This is a genomic window from Aureispira anguillae (genome assembly GCF_026000115.1).
Classification (GTDB): domain Bacteria; phylum Bacteroidota; class Bacteroidia; order Chitinophagales; family Saprospiraceae; genus Aureispira; species Aureispira anguillae.
Genome location: NZ_AP026867.1, coordinates 4,598,694 through 4,618,489 on the forward strand (window position 1 = coordinate 4,598,694; position 19,796 = coordinate 4,618,489).

Consider the following 19,796-nt stretch of genomic DNA (forward strand, 5'->3'; position numbering starts at 1 on the left):
TTGAAGTTTTATAACTTAGTAGACTGTACACTTAACAAGTTACACCTTTTACTGGATGCATCTGCTTAAGTGACAACCTAGCATTTGTATTTATAATTACTCCTCTATAGGCTGTCAATTTATAGTGCCAATGCAATCACCTTATTTCTATTCAAAAAATAAAAACTATGAGTTTACATATCGGAGCCAAGAAAGGAGATATAGCCGAAAAAGTATTATTGCCAGGCGACCCTCTTCGTGCAAAATGGGTAGCAGATACTTTCCTAGAAGATCCATTTTGCTACAATACCGTACGGGGAATGAATGGGTATACAGGAACCTACAAAGGAAAACCTGTTTCTGTTCAAGGAACGGGCATGGGAATCCCCTCTACTTCTATTTATGTCAATGAATTAATCTCTTCTTATGGAGCCAAACAATTAATTCGAATTGGCACAGCAGGTTCCTACCAAGCTGATTTAAAGGTAAGAGATGTTGTTCTAGCGATGTCGGCTTCTACTGATTCTGGCATCAACAAAAGGCGCTTTAATGGAATGGATTATGCTCCTACTGCCAATTTTGAGTTGTTTATGAATGCAGTGAAAGTTGCCGAATCCAAAGGAATTAACGTTAAGGCAGGAAACATTCTTTCCGCAGATGAGTTTTATGCAGATAACTTTGAAGCCTACAAACACTGGGCTAAATTTGGGGTGCTTTGTGTTGAAATGGAAACGACAGCTTTATATACTTTAGCGGCTAAATTTGGAGTTCAAGCACTTACCATTCTTACCATTTCTGATGAATTGGTAACTGGTATTGAATCAACCGCACAGGAACGACAAGAAACACTAAGTGAAATGGTTCAAATCGCATTAGAAATATAACCATTGTTTCTACTCCTTCTTATAAAACATAGGTCGCCCCCAACTCAGGTATATTCTAAAATCAGGGAGGACCTATGTTAATTCATTGCTCTGTAATAAACTTAATCCTGCAAGCTAATTAGCAGCGGAGTATGAACAATCAATTCCCCTTATTAATGGGCAACAATAAATTTCTCCTGTGTTTTCCCTCCTTCTTCATCAGGCAAAACAATATAGTAAAGACCACTCTGTAGGTTCGAAACATCAATTGATGTAGACATATTTCCCCTATTAATAGATTGTTGCAACACCATTCTACCCATCGCATCGTAAATAAAATAAGCCGCTCCTGAACTAGCCCCCTCTACGCTTACGTTAAGGACGGAGTTGGTGGGATTGGGCATTAACCTTAGTGCAACAGCTTCTTTTACGGGTTGATCTACTAAAGCCATAACATGCCTTTCATTTGGATAAGCAGCCCTGCCATGCAATTCAATGTTTAGTACTTTTTGATCTTCACTAACATAAACCTTCATATACATTTGAGGAGTATAGCCTTGGACTCCATCTGCATCTACATAACTAGAATAAGCCCCATTATTAAAATCAACTAAGGTTACTGTTGGGATATTGTTCCAACTATTGCTCCAATAAGGTCGATAATTGATTTGCTGTGCATTGTACCAACTAAAATCCAACTCATCTCCAGAATACCAAGTCGTTGGAGCCGTCCAATACATATCAATTTGCTGGAGAATACTACCATTGTGTTTTACCACTCCATTTCCATGATAATCAAAATCAATGGTCGTTCCTTGATGTAGATTGGGCCAAAGGTCCCATGCATTGTTTCCTAGTCGGACTCTTTTTTGTCCTATATCATCATAGCTGGCATTTTTAAAGCGGATGGTTTCCAATTTGCTCAAATCCATTTTTTTAGTCCCCCACTTTTTCACTTCAATATACTCCCGTGCCCCCAATCGATAAGATGAAATAATGGCATTGGCAGAGCCTCCATTGATCCCATCGGCATCCCTTACCTCTCGATACTGTGTATGAGCCGACTCCTTGTAGTTATCGATTAAAACTTCTGTATTAAAAAGATTTCTTGGCTTATAAGTAATCGTACTATTTGACGTCCATGAGAAATCCATATTATCATGCTGGTCAAAGGCTCCTACAGGGTTTCTTCCCTCATCCAAATCAATCGATTGCACCTCATATCCACCATAATAGTACTTATCCGCATTTTGATCGTAATCAAAAACCAGTTCATCTCCTGCTTCAAAATTTGGGAAGTAAACATCCGTAGTGTGTTTTAATAGAATCTGGATGCTCAAATCTTCGTAATTTACATTTTTAAATGTCAATTTTCGGGTGCAAAAGTCGAGTAGATTCAATAAATCAGACGACGCAGATCTTGAAGATGATGATCTAAAAGAAGAGGAAGTTGCCCCCATGCACAACTGGTAATTGGGACTTGCTGCCAATGCAAGGTTGGTATGTACTCTAAGATTGGCAGGCATTTCAAAACGATTCATAGTGCTTGATACCCGATTGGATGCCCTATAGTATTCATTAAAAAATTGCTCGAACTGATCTAAATTATAGAAGAGTCCAAAACCAACATTGGAATCAAAAAAGATCAGATTGCCTGTAGGAGTCCTAAAAAGTGCAACCATGTGCCCCGTAGCCAATTGATTGATAGAAGCTCGTGTTATCCTATTATACTCAAAGGCAATATTGGTAATGGTAACGGCACTAACAGGATGCAATTGGAAATGCCCTCTAATCCCACTCATGATTCGATCGATCGTTACCGTTAACTGATTTTGTATGTTTGGAGAATTCATTCCCTGTCCAGCTTGGTAATTGGGAACAAGTTGACTCATTTCAGTAGGTAAAGTTCCTGGGTATAGACTAGAGGTTACCCCTTGCGCAGCAAAAAAAGTATTGACAGACTGACTTTGAAATGCCTGGTCTGCTTGTTGTTGCAAGGACATTATTTGATTCATTTCAGTTGTGCCATTGGTAGCTCCCTGAATAGACATCAGATGAATCACATCAACTGGACTCATATTCCCACTAAAAGCAGTCGTCAAAAAATAAGTAGAAGACCCCACACAATAACCAGAAGGACAAGACTGTGACATACCTAATTGGTAACGTTGACTATAGGGCACAAAATAAGAAGCCCATTTCTTCATAATTTTATGATACTTGGGCTTAGAGACGGGTTGGCTGTTCGTCCATGGCGTACAGTAGCTATAGTTAGCCATTAAAATAGCCAACAATAAGGTTAAATAAACAAATAATTTTTTCATTTGGATAATGGTTTTAAATGTTAAAAAATTGAAGTAGCCTTAAATAATAGCTGCTTCAGGCCATCAATAATTGGGTATTGATTGTATAAATAATATCTTTTTTTGTCCTTATCACAGGACATAGCTTGCCCACTATTACTCCTTTGAAGACTAATAGAATCGATAATCATTCTGTCTTTTTTAGCTGAACGAAAGTTTTATTTTTTAATGGTTTATCACCACAAATCCTCAGGCTATATGCTTAGTTTTTAATGTTATATTTAGACAAACCTTTCCCGTTTCTAAATCTTGTAGATTTAGATTCTAGCTTTTGAGCGCTATAGCTATCAAGGCTTTAAAACAAGCCTTTAGGCTATACGCATATGTATATTGTTTTTTATTAGCCTGCTTTATTATTTTTTATTTTAGTGCCTCTTCTTCTTTCCTAGAAAGAATAGGGCAAACGCTCTCCTTTTGATCAATAGCAAATTATACCTTGATCAATTAAAAGGCAACCATTACAATGGTAATGAACGCACCTTATAACTCCATATCCCTCTTAAGGATAAGGAAGCTACCATACTTTTTAACATTTATTATTTTAATACTACGTGGTTTTCAACGGAGTAATGTTATTTATGAGGATAAGTATAATGGGAGTATACTTTTATGGGATTTTCCCATCCTCTTAACTATTTGTATTAAACAAAGCAGCTTAAAAATATTATTTCTCATTTAAAATTATTCTTAAACAACTTTTTGGGATAAACATACAATAAGGCAGGGCAATGATAGACAAAAGCTAATTAAAAACCAAAAAATTGGATATATTATTTACATTAAATCAATCATTTTCAAGCAATAACAAAAAGGCGAGCACTTTTTTGATAAGAGATGTATTGCTATTCATTTCTAAAAAAACAGCTTACGAATTAAGTCATTTAATTCGTAAGCTGAATGATCAGTAGTAGTTGATTATGCTAAACCACCAATCATATCTTCAGGGCGTACCCACTCATCAAATTCTTCTTCTGTCAGATACCCCAATTTCAAACCAGCAGCTTTGAGTGTTGTTCCTTCTTTGTATGCTTTTTTGGCAATTTCAGAGGCTTTATCATATCCAATTTTGGTATTTAAAGCCGTAACTAGCATTAAAGAATTGTTCAAATTTTCCTTAATAGCCTCATGATTCGGTGCTAGTCCTTTGGCACAATTCTCATTAAAACTATCGCAAGCATCTCCAATTAATTGCGCAGACATCAAAAAATTGTAAATCATCATAGGCTTAAATACATTTAACTGAAATTGCCCAGTCATGCCTCCTATGTTAATTGCAACATCATTTCCTGCAACCTGAGCCATTGCCATTGTCATTGCTTCTGCCTGTGTTGGATTCACCTTACCTGGCATAATAGAAGATCCTGGTTCATTAGCAGGGATGATATACTCGCCAATGCCACAACGTGGTCCAGAGGCCAACATACGAATATCATTGGCAATTTTCATCAAAGAAACCGCTGCGGTTTTTAAGGCTCCATGTGCTTCAACAATGGCATCATGAGCGGCCAATGCTTCAAATTTGTTCTCAGCGGTAACAAAAGGCAAGTTAGACAAGGTTGCAATTTTTTCAGCAACCAATACAGCATACCCTTTTGGGGTATTCAAACCTGTTCCAACAGCCGTTCCACCCAAAGCAAGTTCTGCTAAATGATCCAATGTATTTTTGATGGCTTTAATTCCATGATTCAACTGAGAAACAAATCCAGACAATTCTTGACCTACAGTAACAGGAGTGGCATCCATAAAATGAGTACGTCCTATTTTTACAACATCTTTGTACTGTTCTGATTTTTCGGCTAGCGTATCACGCAAAGCTTCCATCCCAGGTAAGGTAACTTCTACTACCTTTTTGTAAGCAGCAATGTGCATAGCCGTAGGAAAGGTATCGTTAGAAGATTGAGACTTGTTGACATCATCATTGGGATGTACTGTTTTTTTCTCATCTAGGAGGTTTCCTCCATTCAATACATGAGCTCTATTGGCCACCACTTCATTCACATTCATATTAGACTGTGTACCCGATCCCGTTTGCCATACGACTAAAGGAAATTGGTCGTCCAATTTTCCCTCCAAAATTTCTTCACAAACCGCCCCAATCAAAGTTGCCTTATCGCTGTCCAATACCCCCAATTCAGCATTCGTTTGAGCCGCTGCTTTTTTCAAAATAGCAAATGCTTGAATGACCTCCTTAGGCATCGTGTGACCACCAATCTTAAAATTTTGCAAGGAACGTTGTGTTTGAGCTGCCCAATATTTATCGGCTGGCACATCAATATATCCAATAGAGTCTTTTTCTTTACGAAACCCCATAATTGTTTTAGTTTTTTATTAAAAAATATAATCTTCTACTCCTAGTTATAATCTAGAAGTATGTGAAAGTAAATGTCGCAAAAATCTTAACTTTATACAAGCATTAGTTCATCGAAATTAATATCATGGAACAAATCAAAAAAATAATTGGTCTAAACCTAGTTATCTTAGTCGCCTATACTGTATTAATACAGCTAATTGCTCAAGATGGTTTAAAAATTCTTGTGGTAACATTTTATACGGTAATGGCACACACACTTATTAATGGTATCTTAACTACCTTTTTTTTATTTAAAGATCAAGACAGCCCCCTTTCAAAAGCGTTTTTCTTGAGTGCAGTACTCATTATGCTCATTGGTTTTTCTTCTTGCTGGGGAAATGTATTCATAAGTGATCTGATTCGTTGATTGTCAAATTAGATAGGTTATTAATTTTCCATGCCGTTGCTTTTTATCTTTTCTTAAATAATATTTAAATCTCTCCTCTATAAACACGTTAAAAAGCGTTAAGATTCGCTTGAACTATTTTTATAGTTAAGAAAAATAGCCTATTTTTGTAAGGAATTTTTTAAGAATAATTATTTTAGTTAAAATCTATTTAGACAACATGGAAAACAAGGAAAACTTAATATTAGGTGGTATGGTAGTCATGGCACTTTGGCTTTCAGTTTTAACGTATAAAGTATATTCAGGCGGTGCTAGTGCGAGTACACTTGCAGCAACTAGAGCGCTCAACACAACGGCAAGTATCCCTGCAACTCCTCCTAATGGACAACCTGCGATAAAGCCTACTAACACCAGTACACAACCTCAACAACCTGAAGTAGATCCTGCTACAGCAGCAAACATCACCTTTGAAGAGAACAACTTTGATTTTGGTACCTTAGAAGAAGGCGAAAAAGTAGAACATATCTTTAAATTCGAAAATACTAGTAATAACCCCTTAACTATTTCTAACGCTAGAGGTAGCTGTGGATGTACCGTTCCAGAATGGCCAAGAGAGCCTATTGCTCCTGGAGAAAGTGGTGAAATCAAAGTAAAATTTGATTCTAAAGGCAAAAAGGGTAAGCAAAGTAAAACCGTTACGATTACAGCCAATACCATTCCTAGCAATACCATCCTAACCATTAACTCTGATGTAATCAAATTGGATGGAGAAGATGAAAATACAGAAACTGTAAAATAAACAACTTAAGAAGTTAGCATCTGCTTTACTTGAAGTTGAAATCAACTAAAAACTCTACTCAGAATTTATTTTGTGTAGAGTTTTTTTGTATCATTGTAATAACTTTTAGAAATTATTGAAAGTTCTGAATCATTCAAAATAATAGCTAATTTAACTGCTCTTTTAAAGCATTCACTTTAACCAACTTACAAGCCTATTAGTTATAAAATACTACTGATTCTAACATTCATAGTTTCATTCCAATAAGTATACATACAAAAGGGGGCTAATTTCCTCTTATTAAGATGAATTATAATCTTTTTTTTCAGCTATACCCCCAACCCATAACAACTCAAATAGCTACATCTACAAACCATTCGTCAAAGAATATTAATAAAAGCATTGCTTTGGACTATGAAAAATTATCTATCGCTTATTAAATTTAGCCACACTATTTTTGCAATGCCATTTGCCTGCATTGGTTTCTTTCTGGCCACCACAACCACTTCCGCTTCGACCAATATCAATTGGTGGCTATTCCTAAAGGTTGTACTATGTATGGTCTTTGCAAGAAGCGCAGCGATGGCATTTAACCGATATGCAGATAGAGACATTGACGAAAAAAACCCAAGAACAGCATTAAGAGAAATACCTGCTGGTGTTATCTCTCCAGACAATGCCCTTTATTTTGTAATTGTTAATGGTTTGCTATTTACACTAACTACCTACTTTATTAATCCTCTCTGCTTTTATTTATCCCCTATTGCACTAGCTGTGGTTTTAGGTTATTCTTACACCAAGAGGTTTACAGCACTTTGCCATTTTGTACTAGGAATTGGTCTAGCCTTAGCTCCTGTTGGCGCTTATATAGCAGTTACAGGTATTTTTGATACCAATAGTATCATTGCTATATTATATTCTTTTGTCGTTTTGTTTTGGGTTTCTGGGTTTGACATTATTTATGCCTTGCAAGATGAAGATTTTGACAAATCTCTTGGGCTCAACTCCATTCCTGCCGCATTAGGGAAAAGCCGTGCGTTGATGCTTTCTAATTTTCTTCACCTAGTCTCAGCTAGTCTTGTTATTGTAGCAGGTTTGCAATCTAATGGGGGCATATATCACTGGATTGGGACATTTATTTTTATTGGCTTACTGATTTATCAACATTTTTTGGTAAAGCCAAACGACTTAAGCAAAGTAAACCTTGCCTTTTTTACAACCAATGGGATCGCCAGCGCTATTTTTGGTAGTTTAGTAATCCTTGATTTATTGCTCTAATCTAACGCCTAGCTGTTGATTTTAGATTGCACGCTACCTTACTAAGTATTTCTTAATGTTTTTTGCGTTAACAGCTTAAATGAGAATCTTGTTAAGCCCTCTATTTTTTTAGAATACGCTAAGACTAATCCCCTATCAAAATTATGGATTAGTCTTAGCGTACCTCTTCAATTTGATAATCTCTTCCTCTAAAAGAAAATTGATCTCCCACCTTTTTTTGAAACAATAACTTTCCTATTGGAGAAGCTAAGGTTATGGCAAAAAAGACCTGCTGATCAATTGTTAATTTCCCAGCGCTAATTGCAATATAAAATAGCCCATGATTCGTTTTAACTAATGCTCCTTGCTCTATTACAAAAAACTGAGCATTGGGCTCTATAGCATGTAATTGTTGCTTATAACTCAACAAAACTGCCAACTGTTGCATTTGTTTGTCTTTTTCCAAATGTAGCATTGCTCTTCCTGTTTCATACTTATCCCCAACACTACTTTTGGTTTCTGCTTCTAAAGAATCGTTCAATTCATTCAATCGATGTTCAATAACAGCTAAACGGTCTTTTAGATAGGACTCACATGCCTCATACAATCTTAACTTAATATCTTGTTTTAACATTTAGTGGATTTTTTTGCAAAGACATAAAAAAAGCACAAACAGTTGTCTTACAACCATTTGTGCTTCACTTAGTAGCGAGAGGGAGACTCGAACCCCCGACCTCAGCATTATGAGTGCTGCGCTCTAACCAACTGAGCTACCTCGCCGTTTCTCTTAAGTGCGGAGCAAAGATACACCCTTTTATCGTCAATCCAAATTTTCTGTATAAAAAAATGCTTTTTTTCTAAAAAAAATTAACTCCCACAAACAACTAAAACAATAACACAAAGAAACCCAGCACCTTAAGCAAACAACTTAAAATACTGGGTTTTATTTTTTAGATAAATTTCTTTTTTCTAATTAAATGAAGGACAGCCTTGCCCTCTTGCATGTCTACCATCATGCGTATAAATTACAGAGAACTCTAAAGATCCCTGACCGTTTGACACATTAGATAGTGTTGATGTATTAATATCATAACTCACTGCAAATTGGAACGTCTGATAATCGATTCCCAAAACGATCATTAATGCATCTGCATCAATCTCTGTATCCAAACGATTCGCCAAACGAGTCCAAACAGAAAGTTTCAACGCAAAATCATCATATCTTGGTGCTTGATACTTTATCCCTAAGCCCATATTAAGTTCCATTGAAGGACCTTGAAACATTCCAACAAATCCTGGTAATAAACTAATAGAAGAACTACGCCCTCCTACCAAAAATTCACCTCCAGCATGTGCCGTTACTCTCATATACAAACGCTCTACATCAGAACTAGTGTTTGAGCGATTAAATAGTGATATTTCTGGACGATTAAGATGGTATAATCCCAAGCCAGCATAAACACTCTTACGCTCCCCCATAACACCATACCATAACAAACCAGCGCTCAAATCAGGATAAATCTTAGTCATTCTCATTGCTCCTGAATTCTCCCCACTTGTAATATTAGGATCATAGGTATTATTACGAACAACATATTGTGTGCTATAAGTCAAATTTAACCATTTAACACTTCTTTGTCCAATTCCTATTTGTGCTCCTGCTACTAAATAAGAAGTCAAACTCGCTCGATAAGAACGTCTTCCTCCTGTCAATTTTTTCATATAAGAAACGCCCAAATTAATATCTGTAACATTATATTTACCACCTCCAGCAACATCTGTTAAAGCAGAAAAACTCACTCCAACATAATCCGATTTAAATACAGGTGTTTTAAGCTCTGCTCCTAATGCATAAGTATAATATGCATTTGGTCCTCCCATAACAGATCCCCATTGTGTTCTAAAATTTGCACCAACACGCCACATCCCTTCAAAAACACCAGCCATTGCAGGGTTCAAACGAAGAGGTGCTTGATAATACTGTGTATACCTTGAGTCTTGTGCTTGCAGCTCTTGGCTCGGCAATAAAGAAACACCATTAAATATAATAGCAATAAGAGAGAGTCTAAAAAATAATTTCATAATCAATGGATTAACAATATTCTAACTAATAGTTTCTTCTTTTCTTAGGCTAAGACGAACAGCTTAACCTCAATAGACTTAGCGTATAACACGTTCAATCTAAGTTGGATTTTATTGTAAGTATAACGAAAAAAATGGTAGGAATCTTACAATAAGTATAATATTTCTTTTAAATAAATTGCAGAGGCTTCAAAATAAAGCCTCTGCAATTTTCATCTATCTTATCGAAGTAAATTAACATTTCCTTTAATCTGAGTAGTTTCTCCATCTTTAAACAAGACATCAGCATACCAAGAGTAAATCCCTGATGTAGCAGGTTGGCCACGGAAAATACCATCCCATCCTTGAGTAGCAATATTAGGATCTAAGCTATTGCCTTCAAAGACCAATTCGCCCCATCTGTCATAAACTCTAAAGAGTACTACTTCCTGAATTTTTTCACCCCCTTGGATAAAGAAGTAATCGTTCACCCCATCACCATTAGGCGTAAATCCAGTAGCCGCATTGGCTCTTCGTGGTTTTTCAACATCAATAATCACAATACTATCGACCGTACAACCATTCGCATTGGTGGCGGTAAATTCATACTGCACACCTTCAGCAGGAGCAATATCAAAGCTATAAGAGCTATCGGTTACAACACCCATCACCCCTGTAATTTGTGTCCAACTGTAAAGCACTCCTGTGGTATCGTTTAAGGTCGCCTGAATAGTCAAACTATCCAAGTATTCAATGGTCGTATTTCCAGTCATGCTGCTAATAAAGAACGGATCTGCATCTTCTACAACCAAAGCTGTATCAACCACACAACCATTTTCATCTTTTACCGACAAGGTATAAATTCCAGCACTCAAACCAGAGAAGATGTTTCCATTTTGCCAAGTCGTTCCATCAATGCTGTATTCCAATAAACCACTCAATACCGTTCCACCTGCACCGATTGCGGTTAAAACTCCCGTTTGATCGCCTGCACAGAAAGTTCCAGCGGTTGTTCCTGTAATCGTCAAGGCTTCTGGCTCTTCAATAGTAATGCTAGTATCCGCCATACAACCTCTACTATCGGTTATCGTAACGGTATACAAACCAGGCGCTAAATCGGTTACTCTGCTGCTGCTAGCTCCATGGCTCCAATTTGCAGTGTAAGCAGGTGATCCACCTGTAGGAGTTACCTGAGCCGTTGCATTATCTGCCCCATGACACAAGATCGCCGTTGTTTGTTGGATATCTAGGTTGATTGCAGAAGGTTCTGTAATGGTATAGCTAAAGCTTTCCGTACAGAATGTAGCATCGGTTACGGTTAGCTCATAAACCCCAGCAGCCAAGCCACTGTTTGGATTGCCAATAAAGCCATTCGACCAATTGTAACCCACCAATACCTTATTCGAAGTAAGAATGTCAATGCTACCGTCCGTTAAACCATGACAACTCACAGGACTAACATTTTCCGTTACCGTAATTGGAGTTGCCTCTGTGATGGTAACGGTCGCACTCGCTGTACACATATTGGCATCGGTCGCTACTACCGTAACAGGACCTGCACTAAGATTCGTAGCAGTAGTACTGACTTGCCCACTAGGATCGGTCCATACGTAAGAATAAGTAGGAACACCACCATTCGTAGTCAGTACGGTTGCAATACCATTGTCGCCACCAAAACAAGTGACATCTTGCTGTACGCCAGCCGTCACGACTAATTGACTAGGCTCTCCAACCGTACCCGTTAAGGTCAAGGTACAACCCAAACTATCGGTTACCGTAACGGTATAATTACCTGCCGCTAAACTATCGGCAACAACGGTATGTTGACTAGGACTGCTATTCCAAGCAAAGGTATAATTGCTTCCTGTTCCTCCTGTAATAACCGCAGCAATTTCACCACTAGCCGCTCCAAAACAAAGGGCATCTGTAGTGGTTAAGTAGCCCGTTAATCCAAGAGCAGGCTCTGAAATCGTAAAGGTGTCCACATCAAAACAACCATTGGCATCGGTTGCTGTTACAGTATGTATCCCAGCCGATAAACCAGTAGCTGTAATACTATTTTGTCCAGGTGCTCCTGACCATTGGAAGGTATAACCACTGGTTGGCGTTCCTCCTTGAATACTCAAGGTAGCCGATCCCGTAGCCCCTCCTTTACAAGCAACAGGAGTGGTGAAAATAGCCGTAATATCTACTGCGGTAGGTTCTGTAATTATCGCCGTAGCAATCGCCGTACAGCCATTGGCATCCGTAAGAGTAACAGGATGTGAACCACCAACTAAGCCTGTAGCCGTAGCATTGGTTTGTCCATCCGCCCATAGATAAGTATAAGTAGGTACTCCTCCTGTTCCAGCAACCGTAGCAGTTCCCGTTCCAACGCCATTACAAGTAGCATTGGTGGTGGCTGTAATGGCAGCCGTCAACAAAGAAGGTTCACTAATCGTAACCGTTGTGGAGTTGGTACAGTTGTTAGAATCTGTTACCACTACTGTATAGATTCCAGCAGCTAACCCAATTGCCGTTTGGCTCGTTTGGTTCGCCGCTGCCGCATCCCATTGGTAAGTGTAAGGACTGGTTCCACCAGTGCCTTGTGCAGTAGCTGTTCCAGTAGCACTGCCATGACAAGTGGCATCGGTTTGAGCACTAATACTAGCCGTTAGAGCAGTAGAAGGCTGAGTAAGGGTAACACACGTCACAAAAGAACAAGCATTCGCATCGGTAATGGTCACACAATGCACCCCAGCCGTTAAGCCGATGGTCGTGGCAGAAGTGCTGCCATTGGACCAGTTGTAAACATAAGAAGTTAACGCAATGGGGGTTCCTCCACTACCACTTGCCGTAGCAGTAGCCGTTCCTCCAAAGCAAGGAATTGGATTAGCCGTAATGTTTCCAGTCAAGGCAGTTGGTTCTCCAACATTAAAGACTTCTACTCGATCACAACCATTGGCATCGGTTACCGTAACGGTATACAAACCTTTGGCTAAGCCCGTAGCAGGGTTGGTTACCTGAGCATCTGACCAACGATAAGTATAGGTTCCTGTTCCACCACTGGCATGCGCCATTGCTGTTCCATCCGCAGCACCAAAACAAAGGGCATCAGTGATGACCACAGAGTCAATTAAGACGGGTGCTGGCTCTGCAATGGCAATCGGAAGGCTAATTTCACAGTTGTTTCCATCCCGAACAAAGACCACATACGATCCTGCCGCTAAGTTATTGTAAACATTAATGGCACTGTAGACATTACCACTTTGTCCAGGACCTGTAATTTTATATTCATATCCATTCACTCCCAATGTACCCGTTCCAGGAGTGGCATTTACTAAGATTTGTCCATTGGCATCTCCATGACACAAGACATCAACTTGGGTAAAGGTAGCTGCTAAAGGAACAGGATCAACAATGCTGATACAAGTATCGGCTTGACAGCCTGCTACATCCGTAACTGTGACACAATAGGTTCCTTCCACTAAGCCATTGATGGTAGCGGTATTTTGTCCCGCAGGACTCCAAATATAGCTAAATCCACCATTCCCCCCAGCGGCGGTTACGCCTACAGAGCCATCTGCCTCACCAGGACAGCTAATTGCTGCTCCATTGTAGTTAGAAAGTACTTGTGGGATTAAACTAATGGCTGAAGGTTCGGTTAAGACCGATCCTGCTGTGATACTACAACCATTGGCATCGGTTATGGTTACTGTATGGACACCTGCACATACTCCTGTGGCAATGCTAGAGGTCTGTCCATTGTTCCATTGATAGGTATAATTTGGCGTTGCGCCTTGTGCATCTACCTCTATCATTCCATCACAACTGTTGTGACAAGATGGATTACTTTGATTGATAATTGCTGCTGTTAACACCGTTTGTGGTTCCGATACGGTAGCACTTGCGGTAATGGTACAGCCATTAAAGTCCGTTACCACTACACTATAAGTTCCGATTGTTAGTCCATTGGCAATGGCGGTATTTTGGTTGCCCGTAGCGGCATCCCATTGATAAGTATACGGGAAGGTGCCTCCTGTTACTAAGGCTTCGATTTGTCCATCACTACCATTTTTACATTGTACGGAATCGACATCAAAGTTCAATTGTAAAGCAGTCGGTTCGTTGATCACTACATTGGCAGTCACGGTACAACCATTGGCATCCGTTACTGTTACACTATGCGTTGTTGCTGTTAAGCCCGTTGCCATATTGCCATTTTGTCCATTGCTCCAGACAAAGCTATAAGGTTGGATACCACCACTCAAACTAATTGTTGCTTGACCATTGGAGCCTCCAAAACAACTCACATCGATTGTACTAAAGTTAATATTGCTAAATCCTGCTGGTTGATCTACCTGAATACAAGTATCTACCGTACAACCGTTTCCATCGGTTGCTGTGACACAATGCATCCCTGCGGGCAAGCCCGTTGCAGTAGCGGTATTTTGTCCATTATTCCAAGTATAAGTAAATCCACCTACTCCTCCACTTACGTTGATGCTTGCTGTTCCATCTGAAGCACCATGACAACTTGCTGCCACACTGCCAACGGTAAAGCTCATGGCAGAAGGTTCGCTTATCGTATAACTTTCTGTGATTGAACAACCGTTTCCATCTGTTATGGTTACGATATAAGAACCTGCACTTTGTCCATGACTCGTTGCTAAGGCAGAGTTACCAACGCCCCAATTGTACAAATAAGCAGGTACCCCTGGCGTCCCGCCTCCTACTGTTGCAGTAGCGGTTCCATCGCTTCCACCGTGACAATTGACTGCTACGGTTGAAATGGTTGCGGTTACGAGAGAAGGTTCACTGATCGTTACACTGGTTAAGGCACTACAGCCATTCGCATCACTTACCGTTGCGGTATAGACGCCTGTGCTTGCATTTAAGCCTGTTGCTATTGCTGTGTTTTGGACAGGGCTGGTACTCCAGCTATAACTAAAGGCTCCTGTGCCACCAGCACCTACGGCTGTTGCTGTTCCATCAGAAGCACCAAAACACAAGGCATCTGTACTACTACTCGTAGCGGTTACTGCTGAAGGTTCCGTTATTGTTAAAGTGGAAGTAGCACTACAGCCATTCGCATCTAATACTGTTACGGTATAAGCTCCTGCACATAAGCCCGTTGCGATGGCATTGGTTTGACCATCTGACCATACGTAAGTATGTGCTCCTGTTCCTCCCGTACCCACGGCTGTTAATGCTCCATCACAAGCCCCATTACAACTAATTGAGGCTCCATTATAGTTAGAACTAATGCTAGTTGTTGCGGTTACGGCACTGGGTTCGGTTATCGTTACAGATTCTGTTCCTGTACAGCCATTCGCATCGGTTGCCGTTACGGTATAAATTCCATCTGCTAAGGCAGTGGCAGTATCTGTTAATTGCATTGGAACGGTATTCCATGCATAGCTATATCCTCCTGCTCCACCACTAGCGGTTGCTACTGCCTGACCATCGGAGGCACTATGACAGCTTGGATGTACGGTGCTACCAATTGTTACCGTTACAGGGGCAGGTTCGGTTAACGTTACACTAGAGAGTGAGCTACAGCCTACACTATCTGTTACTGTTACGGTATAGATTCCTACACATAAACCTGTGGCAATGGCAGTATTTTGTACTGGAGTGGTACTCCAACTGTAGAGATAACCACTCACAGAAGGGGTTCCTCCTGAGCCTGATGCCGTTGCTTCTCCATCACAGGTTCCTCCACAACTAATTGGAGAACCATTCGGATAGCTAGAACTTACTACGGCATTCGAAGTGACTGTTACTGCTGGTTGTGTAATCGTGATACAAGTATCCGCTGTACAGCCTGATGCATCCGTTACCGTTACACAATGTAACCCTGCTCCTAAGCCCGTTGCTGTCGCTGTATTTTGTCCATTTGACCAACTGAAGGTATGTGTGCCTGTTCCTCCACTTCCTACGGCAGTTGCCGTTCCATCGGTACCGTTAAAACAGGTGACATTTACCTGAGTAGTGGTGACACTTACGGCACTGGGTTCACTGATTGTTACACAAGTACTTACAGTACAGGAATTGGCATCCGTTACCGTTACACAAGCTACGCCTGTTCCTAAACCTGTTGCTGTGGCTGTGTTTTGTCCATCTGTCCAGAGGTAAGTATAGGCAGGGAAACTTCCCGATGCCGTTACTACTGCTGAGCCATCTGCTGGACTCACCCCATTACACGATAAGTTCGTGCCTACGGTTGGAGCTAAGAGAGGAGTTCCTACGGTTACCGTCATACTATCTACTCCAATACAACCCACAGCATCCGTTACCGTTACAATATGCGTTCCTGTTGTTGTCGCTGCTATTGTTTGACTTGCGCCTGTTGGGCTCCAAGCATAAACGGCATAACCCGCTCCTGCATCTAAGAATACGGTATCACCTGAACACAAGGTTGTCGAACCACTTGCTGTTATACTTGGTGTTGGTCCTGGTACTACTGTTATTAGTACCGAACCAGTATCTATACAACCATTGTTATCCGTTGTTGTAACACTTACTAATTGTGTACTGCTTACCACTACGGTTTGGTTGGTATCGGTGGCTGCTGTTGACCATTGATAATGGTTAAAGCCTGCTCCTGCATCTAAGGTCACGGACTGACCCACACAGAAGGTTGTTGGTCCGCTCGCTGCTATAGTTACAGGATCAATTATCCCACAATTTGCCGCACAACAAACTATGGTGTCGGGTGCTCCATCGGCACAGGTATTGCCAGATTGAGGATAGATTACAAAGGTAACACATTGTCCTGCGGACAAGCCTGTTACTTGATGCGTGCTTATATTGGCTCCTAGTATTTGTGGAGCGCCTCCATCTACACTTACTACATAACCCGCTGCTCCAAATACAGGAACCCAATCAAATGTAACAGAACTTATTGTTGCTGCTCCACAACTCAATACTGGTGAAGGTAATGCCGTATCAATTACAACATCTACATCTGCGGTATCTCTACAGCCAAATAGGTTGGTCGCTACCACACTATAAGTTGTATTCACCACTGGATTTACCGTTGGACTGTCGCATTGTACACAACTAATCGTCGCATTATTTGGTGACCATTGAAAGCTTGCTGCCGATAAATCTTGGAAGTTTAAACACCAGTCGTTCAAGGTCCCCGTTCCAGTTCCTACCCCTCCATTAAAATGAATAAGCATCAAAGTCCAAGTACCGTTACTTGTTGCACCCAACAAAGAGTTGAAACCAGCAACGCCTCCTTCTGGAAGGTAATTTCCTGTTATAGCTTGAGATGCTGGAGGAGGTGGTGGGAAAAAGGGCATAGTTGCAGTAGATAGATTTCCTGCAGCTGTCGAAAAGACCACACTATCCAATACCTCATGCAATCCACCACGACGATTAACTAACATTGCAGATTCACCACTAGGCGCAATTAGATGTGCCGTAACATGCGCTAAGGAATTAATATCAATCCCCAATAATGTGCTTAATGAAGCTAAAAGAGATCCATTTATTAAAGCAGGAGTAACTCCTGTTACATTTATCGTAAAATAAGTCGTATCCTCTGTAGCAATAGTTGTTGCTGCATTGTTATAACAGAAACTTTGTCCCCCTGAACCAGCTGCTACAGCAGCACCTATCTGAGCGGAATTTCCATTACACAGCACAATATCAGATGTTGGAGAAATAACTGCTGGATAAGGGGCAGTTATCTCTACTGTATCCTGCATTTGAGGACAAAGCACATCATTATAAGTTAAATAATAAGTTTGTGGGGTTAAAAGTGTCACCACAGGATTTGCAATATTTACATTGCTAATATCACTATTGGGTGACCACAAATAGGTTTGAGTAGGTGGTGTTGTTCCATTGTAGGTTACATTGACTCCTAATTGTATAATATCAATTTCATTAGGGCAAATAAAGTACTGGCTAGATGTTGCTTCAAAATTCGAAATTTCCATTACATCTATAATAAAACTATCTCTTGCTGCACAAGTTCCTCCTACAACATCATAATATATAATATGTGACCCGACAGAAGTACTGGAGATATCAACAACCCCTGTAATTTGATTAATACTAACTCCTGGGTCTGACCTAAACAACCCTCCTGGCGTTCCAGTAATAGTTGGAGTAAGGTCAACTCCTTGTTTACACCAAAGTGCTCTAGGATAGCTAAATGAAGGGTCTGGAATATCTACAATTGTTATTTGTATAGAATCAGAAGGGCAAATAGATATAGAATCTAAGGTATAGACAATATCATAAGTACCAACTGCCGAAGAATCTAAGTCAATAATACCTGTAATAGAGTCCATAACTAAACCTACGGGATTAGTCACCAACCCTTGAAAGACCCCAGCCGAATCCCCAATTATTATAGGGACGGGATCCTGATCATTCCTACAATAAATATTGTCCGTAAAATTCGCACCATATATTTTTAAGGCATAGCCTAAAAACTGCAAGGAAGGAACAGGACAGGCATTATCACTAATATTAATTGAAAATGGATAGACACCTGGAGCTAAATTAATAGAATTGACGGTAAAAGTAAGAATCACTGAATCTACCACCGTGTCATCTACATTATAACTAACTACTGCTCCTGGAATTGCAGAAATAATATTACTTGTAACAGTTAAAGAGTCACCATTAGGATCCTGAATAACCAATTCAAAAGAAGCAAAGCTTCCTCTACACAATTCTAAGCTAGATCCATTAATAGTAATGGCAGAACCTTGTACTCCATTCGAATCTACACCAGGAGGGTCATTGTTACAGTTTGTTAATACCGTAATCTGTACCTCTCGATAAGTAGTTGCGATAACAACACCATTTCTTATTTCTTCCACTTTGACAACAACCATAGCCACTTGATAAAAGTTATCCATTGGCATAAAAGTCATTTGTCCTGTTGCGGAATCAAATTGAAAAGTCGTAGTCGGAACCAGAGAAACTGGATTGGTAGCAGATAAACCCGCAACAAAAGGTATATTCGTAGCAGGGTTTCCTTCTCGTGCATTTACCAAAGAGAACACTAATGAATCTCCATCAGGATCTGTCGCACCATGATTGTATTGGACTAAAGTAGAGTCACAAGTATAAATAATAGGTGTGTTTGAAAATTGGACCGAACTATTACAAGGCGTTAAATTGGTATTAACAGTCGTCGAAATTGCTGTTCCTTGACTGGTTCCCTGTAAATTGGTTACCGCCGCAGAACGACAGCAAGTACTAAAATTCACAGTCCACAAACACCCAGCAGGAAGTGTTGTTATACCTTTATAAACCCATTCCTCTACCCCTTGTTGGGTTCCCCCTTGACAAGTAGAAGTTGTTGAATCGCAGAGTTGAGAAACATCAATTTGCGAAAGATGCCCCACAGAGTCAAGTGTAAGGTTGTTCACCGAAGCCGAACAACTTCCCCCATGAGAGAAAGAAATGGTATAAGAAGAAGATAAAGTGGCACTAGTCGGGCTACAATCACCATAACAAATCATGGTAAATTCGTATTGGTTATTGCCCAAACAAACATAGGTAAGAGTACAACCTAAATTATGACTTGCAAAAGCCGTTGTATAAGTACCTAAAAATAGTAAGCTTAATAAACTTACCCGCTGAAGAAGTGTTAGGAGGATTTTCATCGTGAGTATGGTTGTTGTATATCGCTAAATTTTTGTAAAACAATTCTATATATCAAATATTTTTTATTATTAACAAACCTTATAGGAGGCTCAGTAATACTTTGATTTATTAGCTTATTGTAAAAAGAATATTATTTGAGTTGTATATAGAACGTAAAGAAAGCTTAAATTGTATTAAGCTG

At 39.8% G+C, this 19,796-nt stretch carries 9 protein-coding genes and 1 tRNA gene; 4 read left to right on the plus strand and 6 right to left on the minus strand.

All coding sequences use genetic code 11. The annotated features are described in order from the left end of the window. The first annotated feature begins 167 nt into the window (after nucleotides 1-167). Nucleotides 168-863, plus strand: coding sequence for a purine-nucleoside phosphorylase (gene deoD / locus AsAng_RS18160; RefSeq protein WP_264788513.1), 696 nt, complete (start codon nucleotides 168-170; stop codon nucleotides 861-863). Nucleotides 864-1,015: 152 nt separating this feature from the next. On the opposite strand, the gene AsAng_RS18165 is transcribed toward deoD, so the two are convergent. Next, nucleotides 1,016-3,166 (minus strand): T9SS type A sorting domain-containing protein, encoded by a 2,151-nt coding sequence (locus AsAng_RS18165; protein WP_264788514.1) that lies wholly within the window; start codon nucleotides 3,164-3,166, stop codon nucleotides 1,016-1,018. 954 nt (nucleotides 3,167-4,120) lie between these two features. Then, the gene (gene fumC / locus AsAng_RS18170) at nucleotides 4,121-5,515 is read right to left on the minus strand and encodes a class II fumarate hydratase (RefSeq protein WP_264788515.1); all 1,395 of its coding nucleotides are present in this window, start codon (nucleotides 5,513-5,515) and stop codon (nucleotides 4,121-4,123) included. A 125-nt stretch (nucleotides 5,516-5,640) separates the two neighbouring features. Between fumC and AsAng_RS18175 the strand changes: the two genes are divergently transcribed. The 3 genes from AsAng_RS18175 to AsAng_RS18185 all read left to right on the plus strand — a co-directional run bounded on the left by AsAng_RS18175 (nucleotide 5,641) and on the right by AsAng_RS18185 (nucleotide 7,957). After that, a complete protein-coding gene (locus AsAng_RS18175) occupies nucleotides 5,641-5,922 on the plus strand; it encodes a hypothetical protein (RefSeq protein ID WP_264788516.1) in 282 nt (93 codons plus the stop codon). 199 nt (nucleotides 5,923-6,121) lie between these two features. Further along, entirely contained in the window at nucleotides 6,122-6,700 is a 579-nt protein-coding gene (locus AsAng_RS18180; RefSeq protein WP_264788517.1) for a DUF1573 domain-containing protein, read from the plus strand. Nucleotides 6,701-7,093: 393 nt separating this feature from the next. Next, on the plus strand, nucleotides 7,094-7,957 hold the full coding sequence (locus AsAng_RS18185; protein WP_264788518.1) for a UbiA-like polyprenyltransferase: 864 nt from the start codon (nucleotides 7,094-7,096) through the stop codon (nucleotides 7,955-7,957). 154 nt (nucleotides 7,958-8,111) lie between these two features. Here AsAng_RS18185 and AsAng_RS18190 read toward each other — a convergent pair whose 3' ends face one another. From AsAng_RS18190 to AsAng_RS18205, 4 genes are all read right to left on the minus strand, one after another. Beyond that, a complete protein-coding gene (locus AsAng_RS18190) occupies nucleotides 8,112-8,570 on the minus strand; it encodes a hypothetical protein (protein ID WP_264788519.1) in 459 nt (152 codons plus the stop codon). A 72-nt stretch (nucleotides 8,571-8,642) separates the two neighbouring features. After that, a tRNA-Met gene (locus AsAng_RS18195) sits at nucleotides 8,643-8,716 on the minus strand. 189 nt (nucleotides 8,717-8,905) lie between these two features. Beyond that, nucleotides 8,906-10,018, minus strand: coding sequence for a PorP/SprF family type IX secretion system membrane protein (locus AsAng_RS18200; protein WP_264788520.1), 1,113 nt, complete (start codon nucleotides 10,016-10,018; stop codon nucleotides 8,906-8,908). A gap of 221 nt (nucleotides 10,019-10,239) precedes the next feature. Beyond that, a complete protein-coding gene (locus AsAng_RS18205; protein ID WP_264788521.1) occupies nucleotides 10,240-19,614 on the minus strand; it encodes a T9SS type B sorting domain-containing protein in 9,375 nt (3,124 codons plus the stop codon). Between the last annotated feature and the right edge of the window lie 182 nt (nucleotides 19,615-19,796).

Excerpts from the sequence above, each read along its gene's own strand:
- AsAng_RS18190 (WP_264788519.1), bottom strand. The coding sequence starts at position 8,570 with ATGTTAAAACAAGATATTAAGTTAAGATTGTATGAGGCATGTGAGTCC.
- fumC (WP_264788515.1), bottom strand. The coding sequence starts at position 5,515 with ATGGGGTTTCGTAAAGAAAAAGACTCTATTGGATATATTGATGTGCCA.
- AsAng_RS18175 (WP_264788516.1), top strand. The coding sequence starts at position 5,641 with ATGGAACAAATCAAAAAAATAATTGGTCTAAACCTAGTTATCTTAGTC.
- AsAng_RS18185 (WP_264788518.1), top strand. The coding sequence starts at position 7,094 with ATGAAAAATTATCTATCGCTTATTAAATTTAGCCACACTATTTTTGCA.
- deoD (WP_264788513.1), top strand. The coding sequence starts at position 168 with ATGAGTTTACATATCGGAGCCAAGAAAGGAGATATAGCCGAAAAAGTA.
- AsAng_RS18205 (WP_264788521.1), bottom strand. The coding sequence starts at position 19,614 with ATGAAAATCCTCCTAACACTTCTTCAGCGGGTAAGTTTATTAAGCTTA.
- AsAng_RS18200 (WP_264788520.1), bottom strand. The coding sequence starts at position 10,018 with ATGAAATTATTTTTTAGACTCTCTCTTATTGCTATTATATTTAATGGT.
- AsAng_RS18165 (WP_264788514.1), bottom strand. The coding sequence starts at position 3,166 with ATGAAAAAATTATTTGTTTATTTAACCTTATTGTTGGCTATTTTAATG.
- AsAng_RS18180 (WP_264788517.1), top strand. The coding sequence starts at position 6,122 with ATGGAAAACAAGGAAAACTTAATATTAGGTGGTATGGTAGTCATGGCA.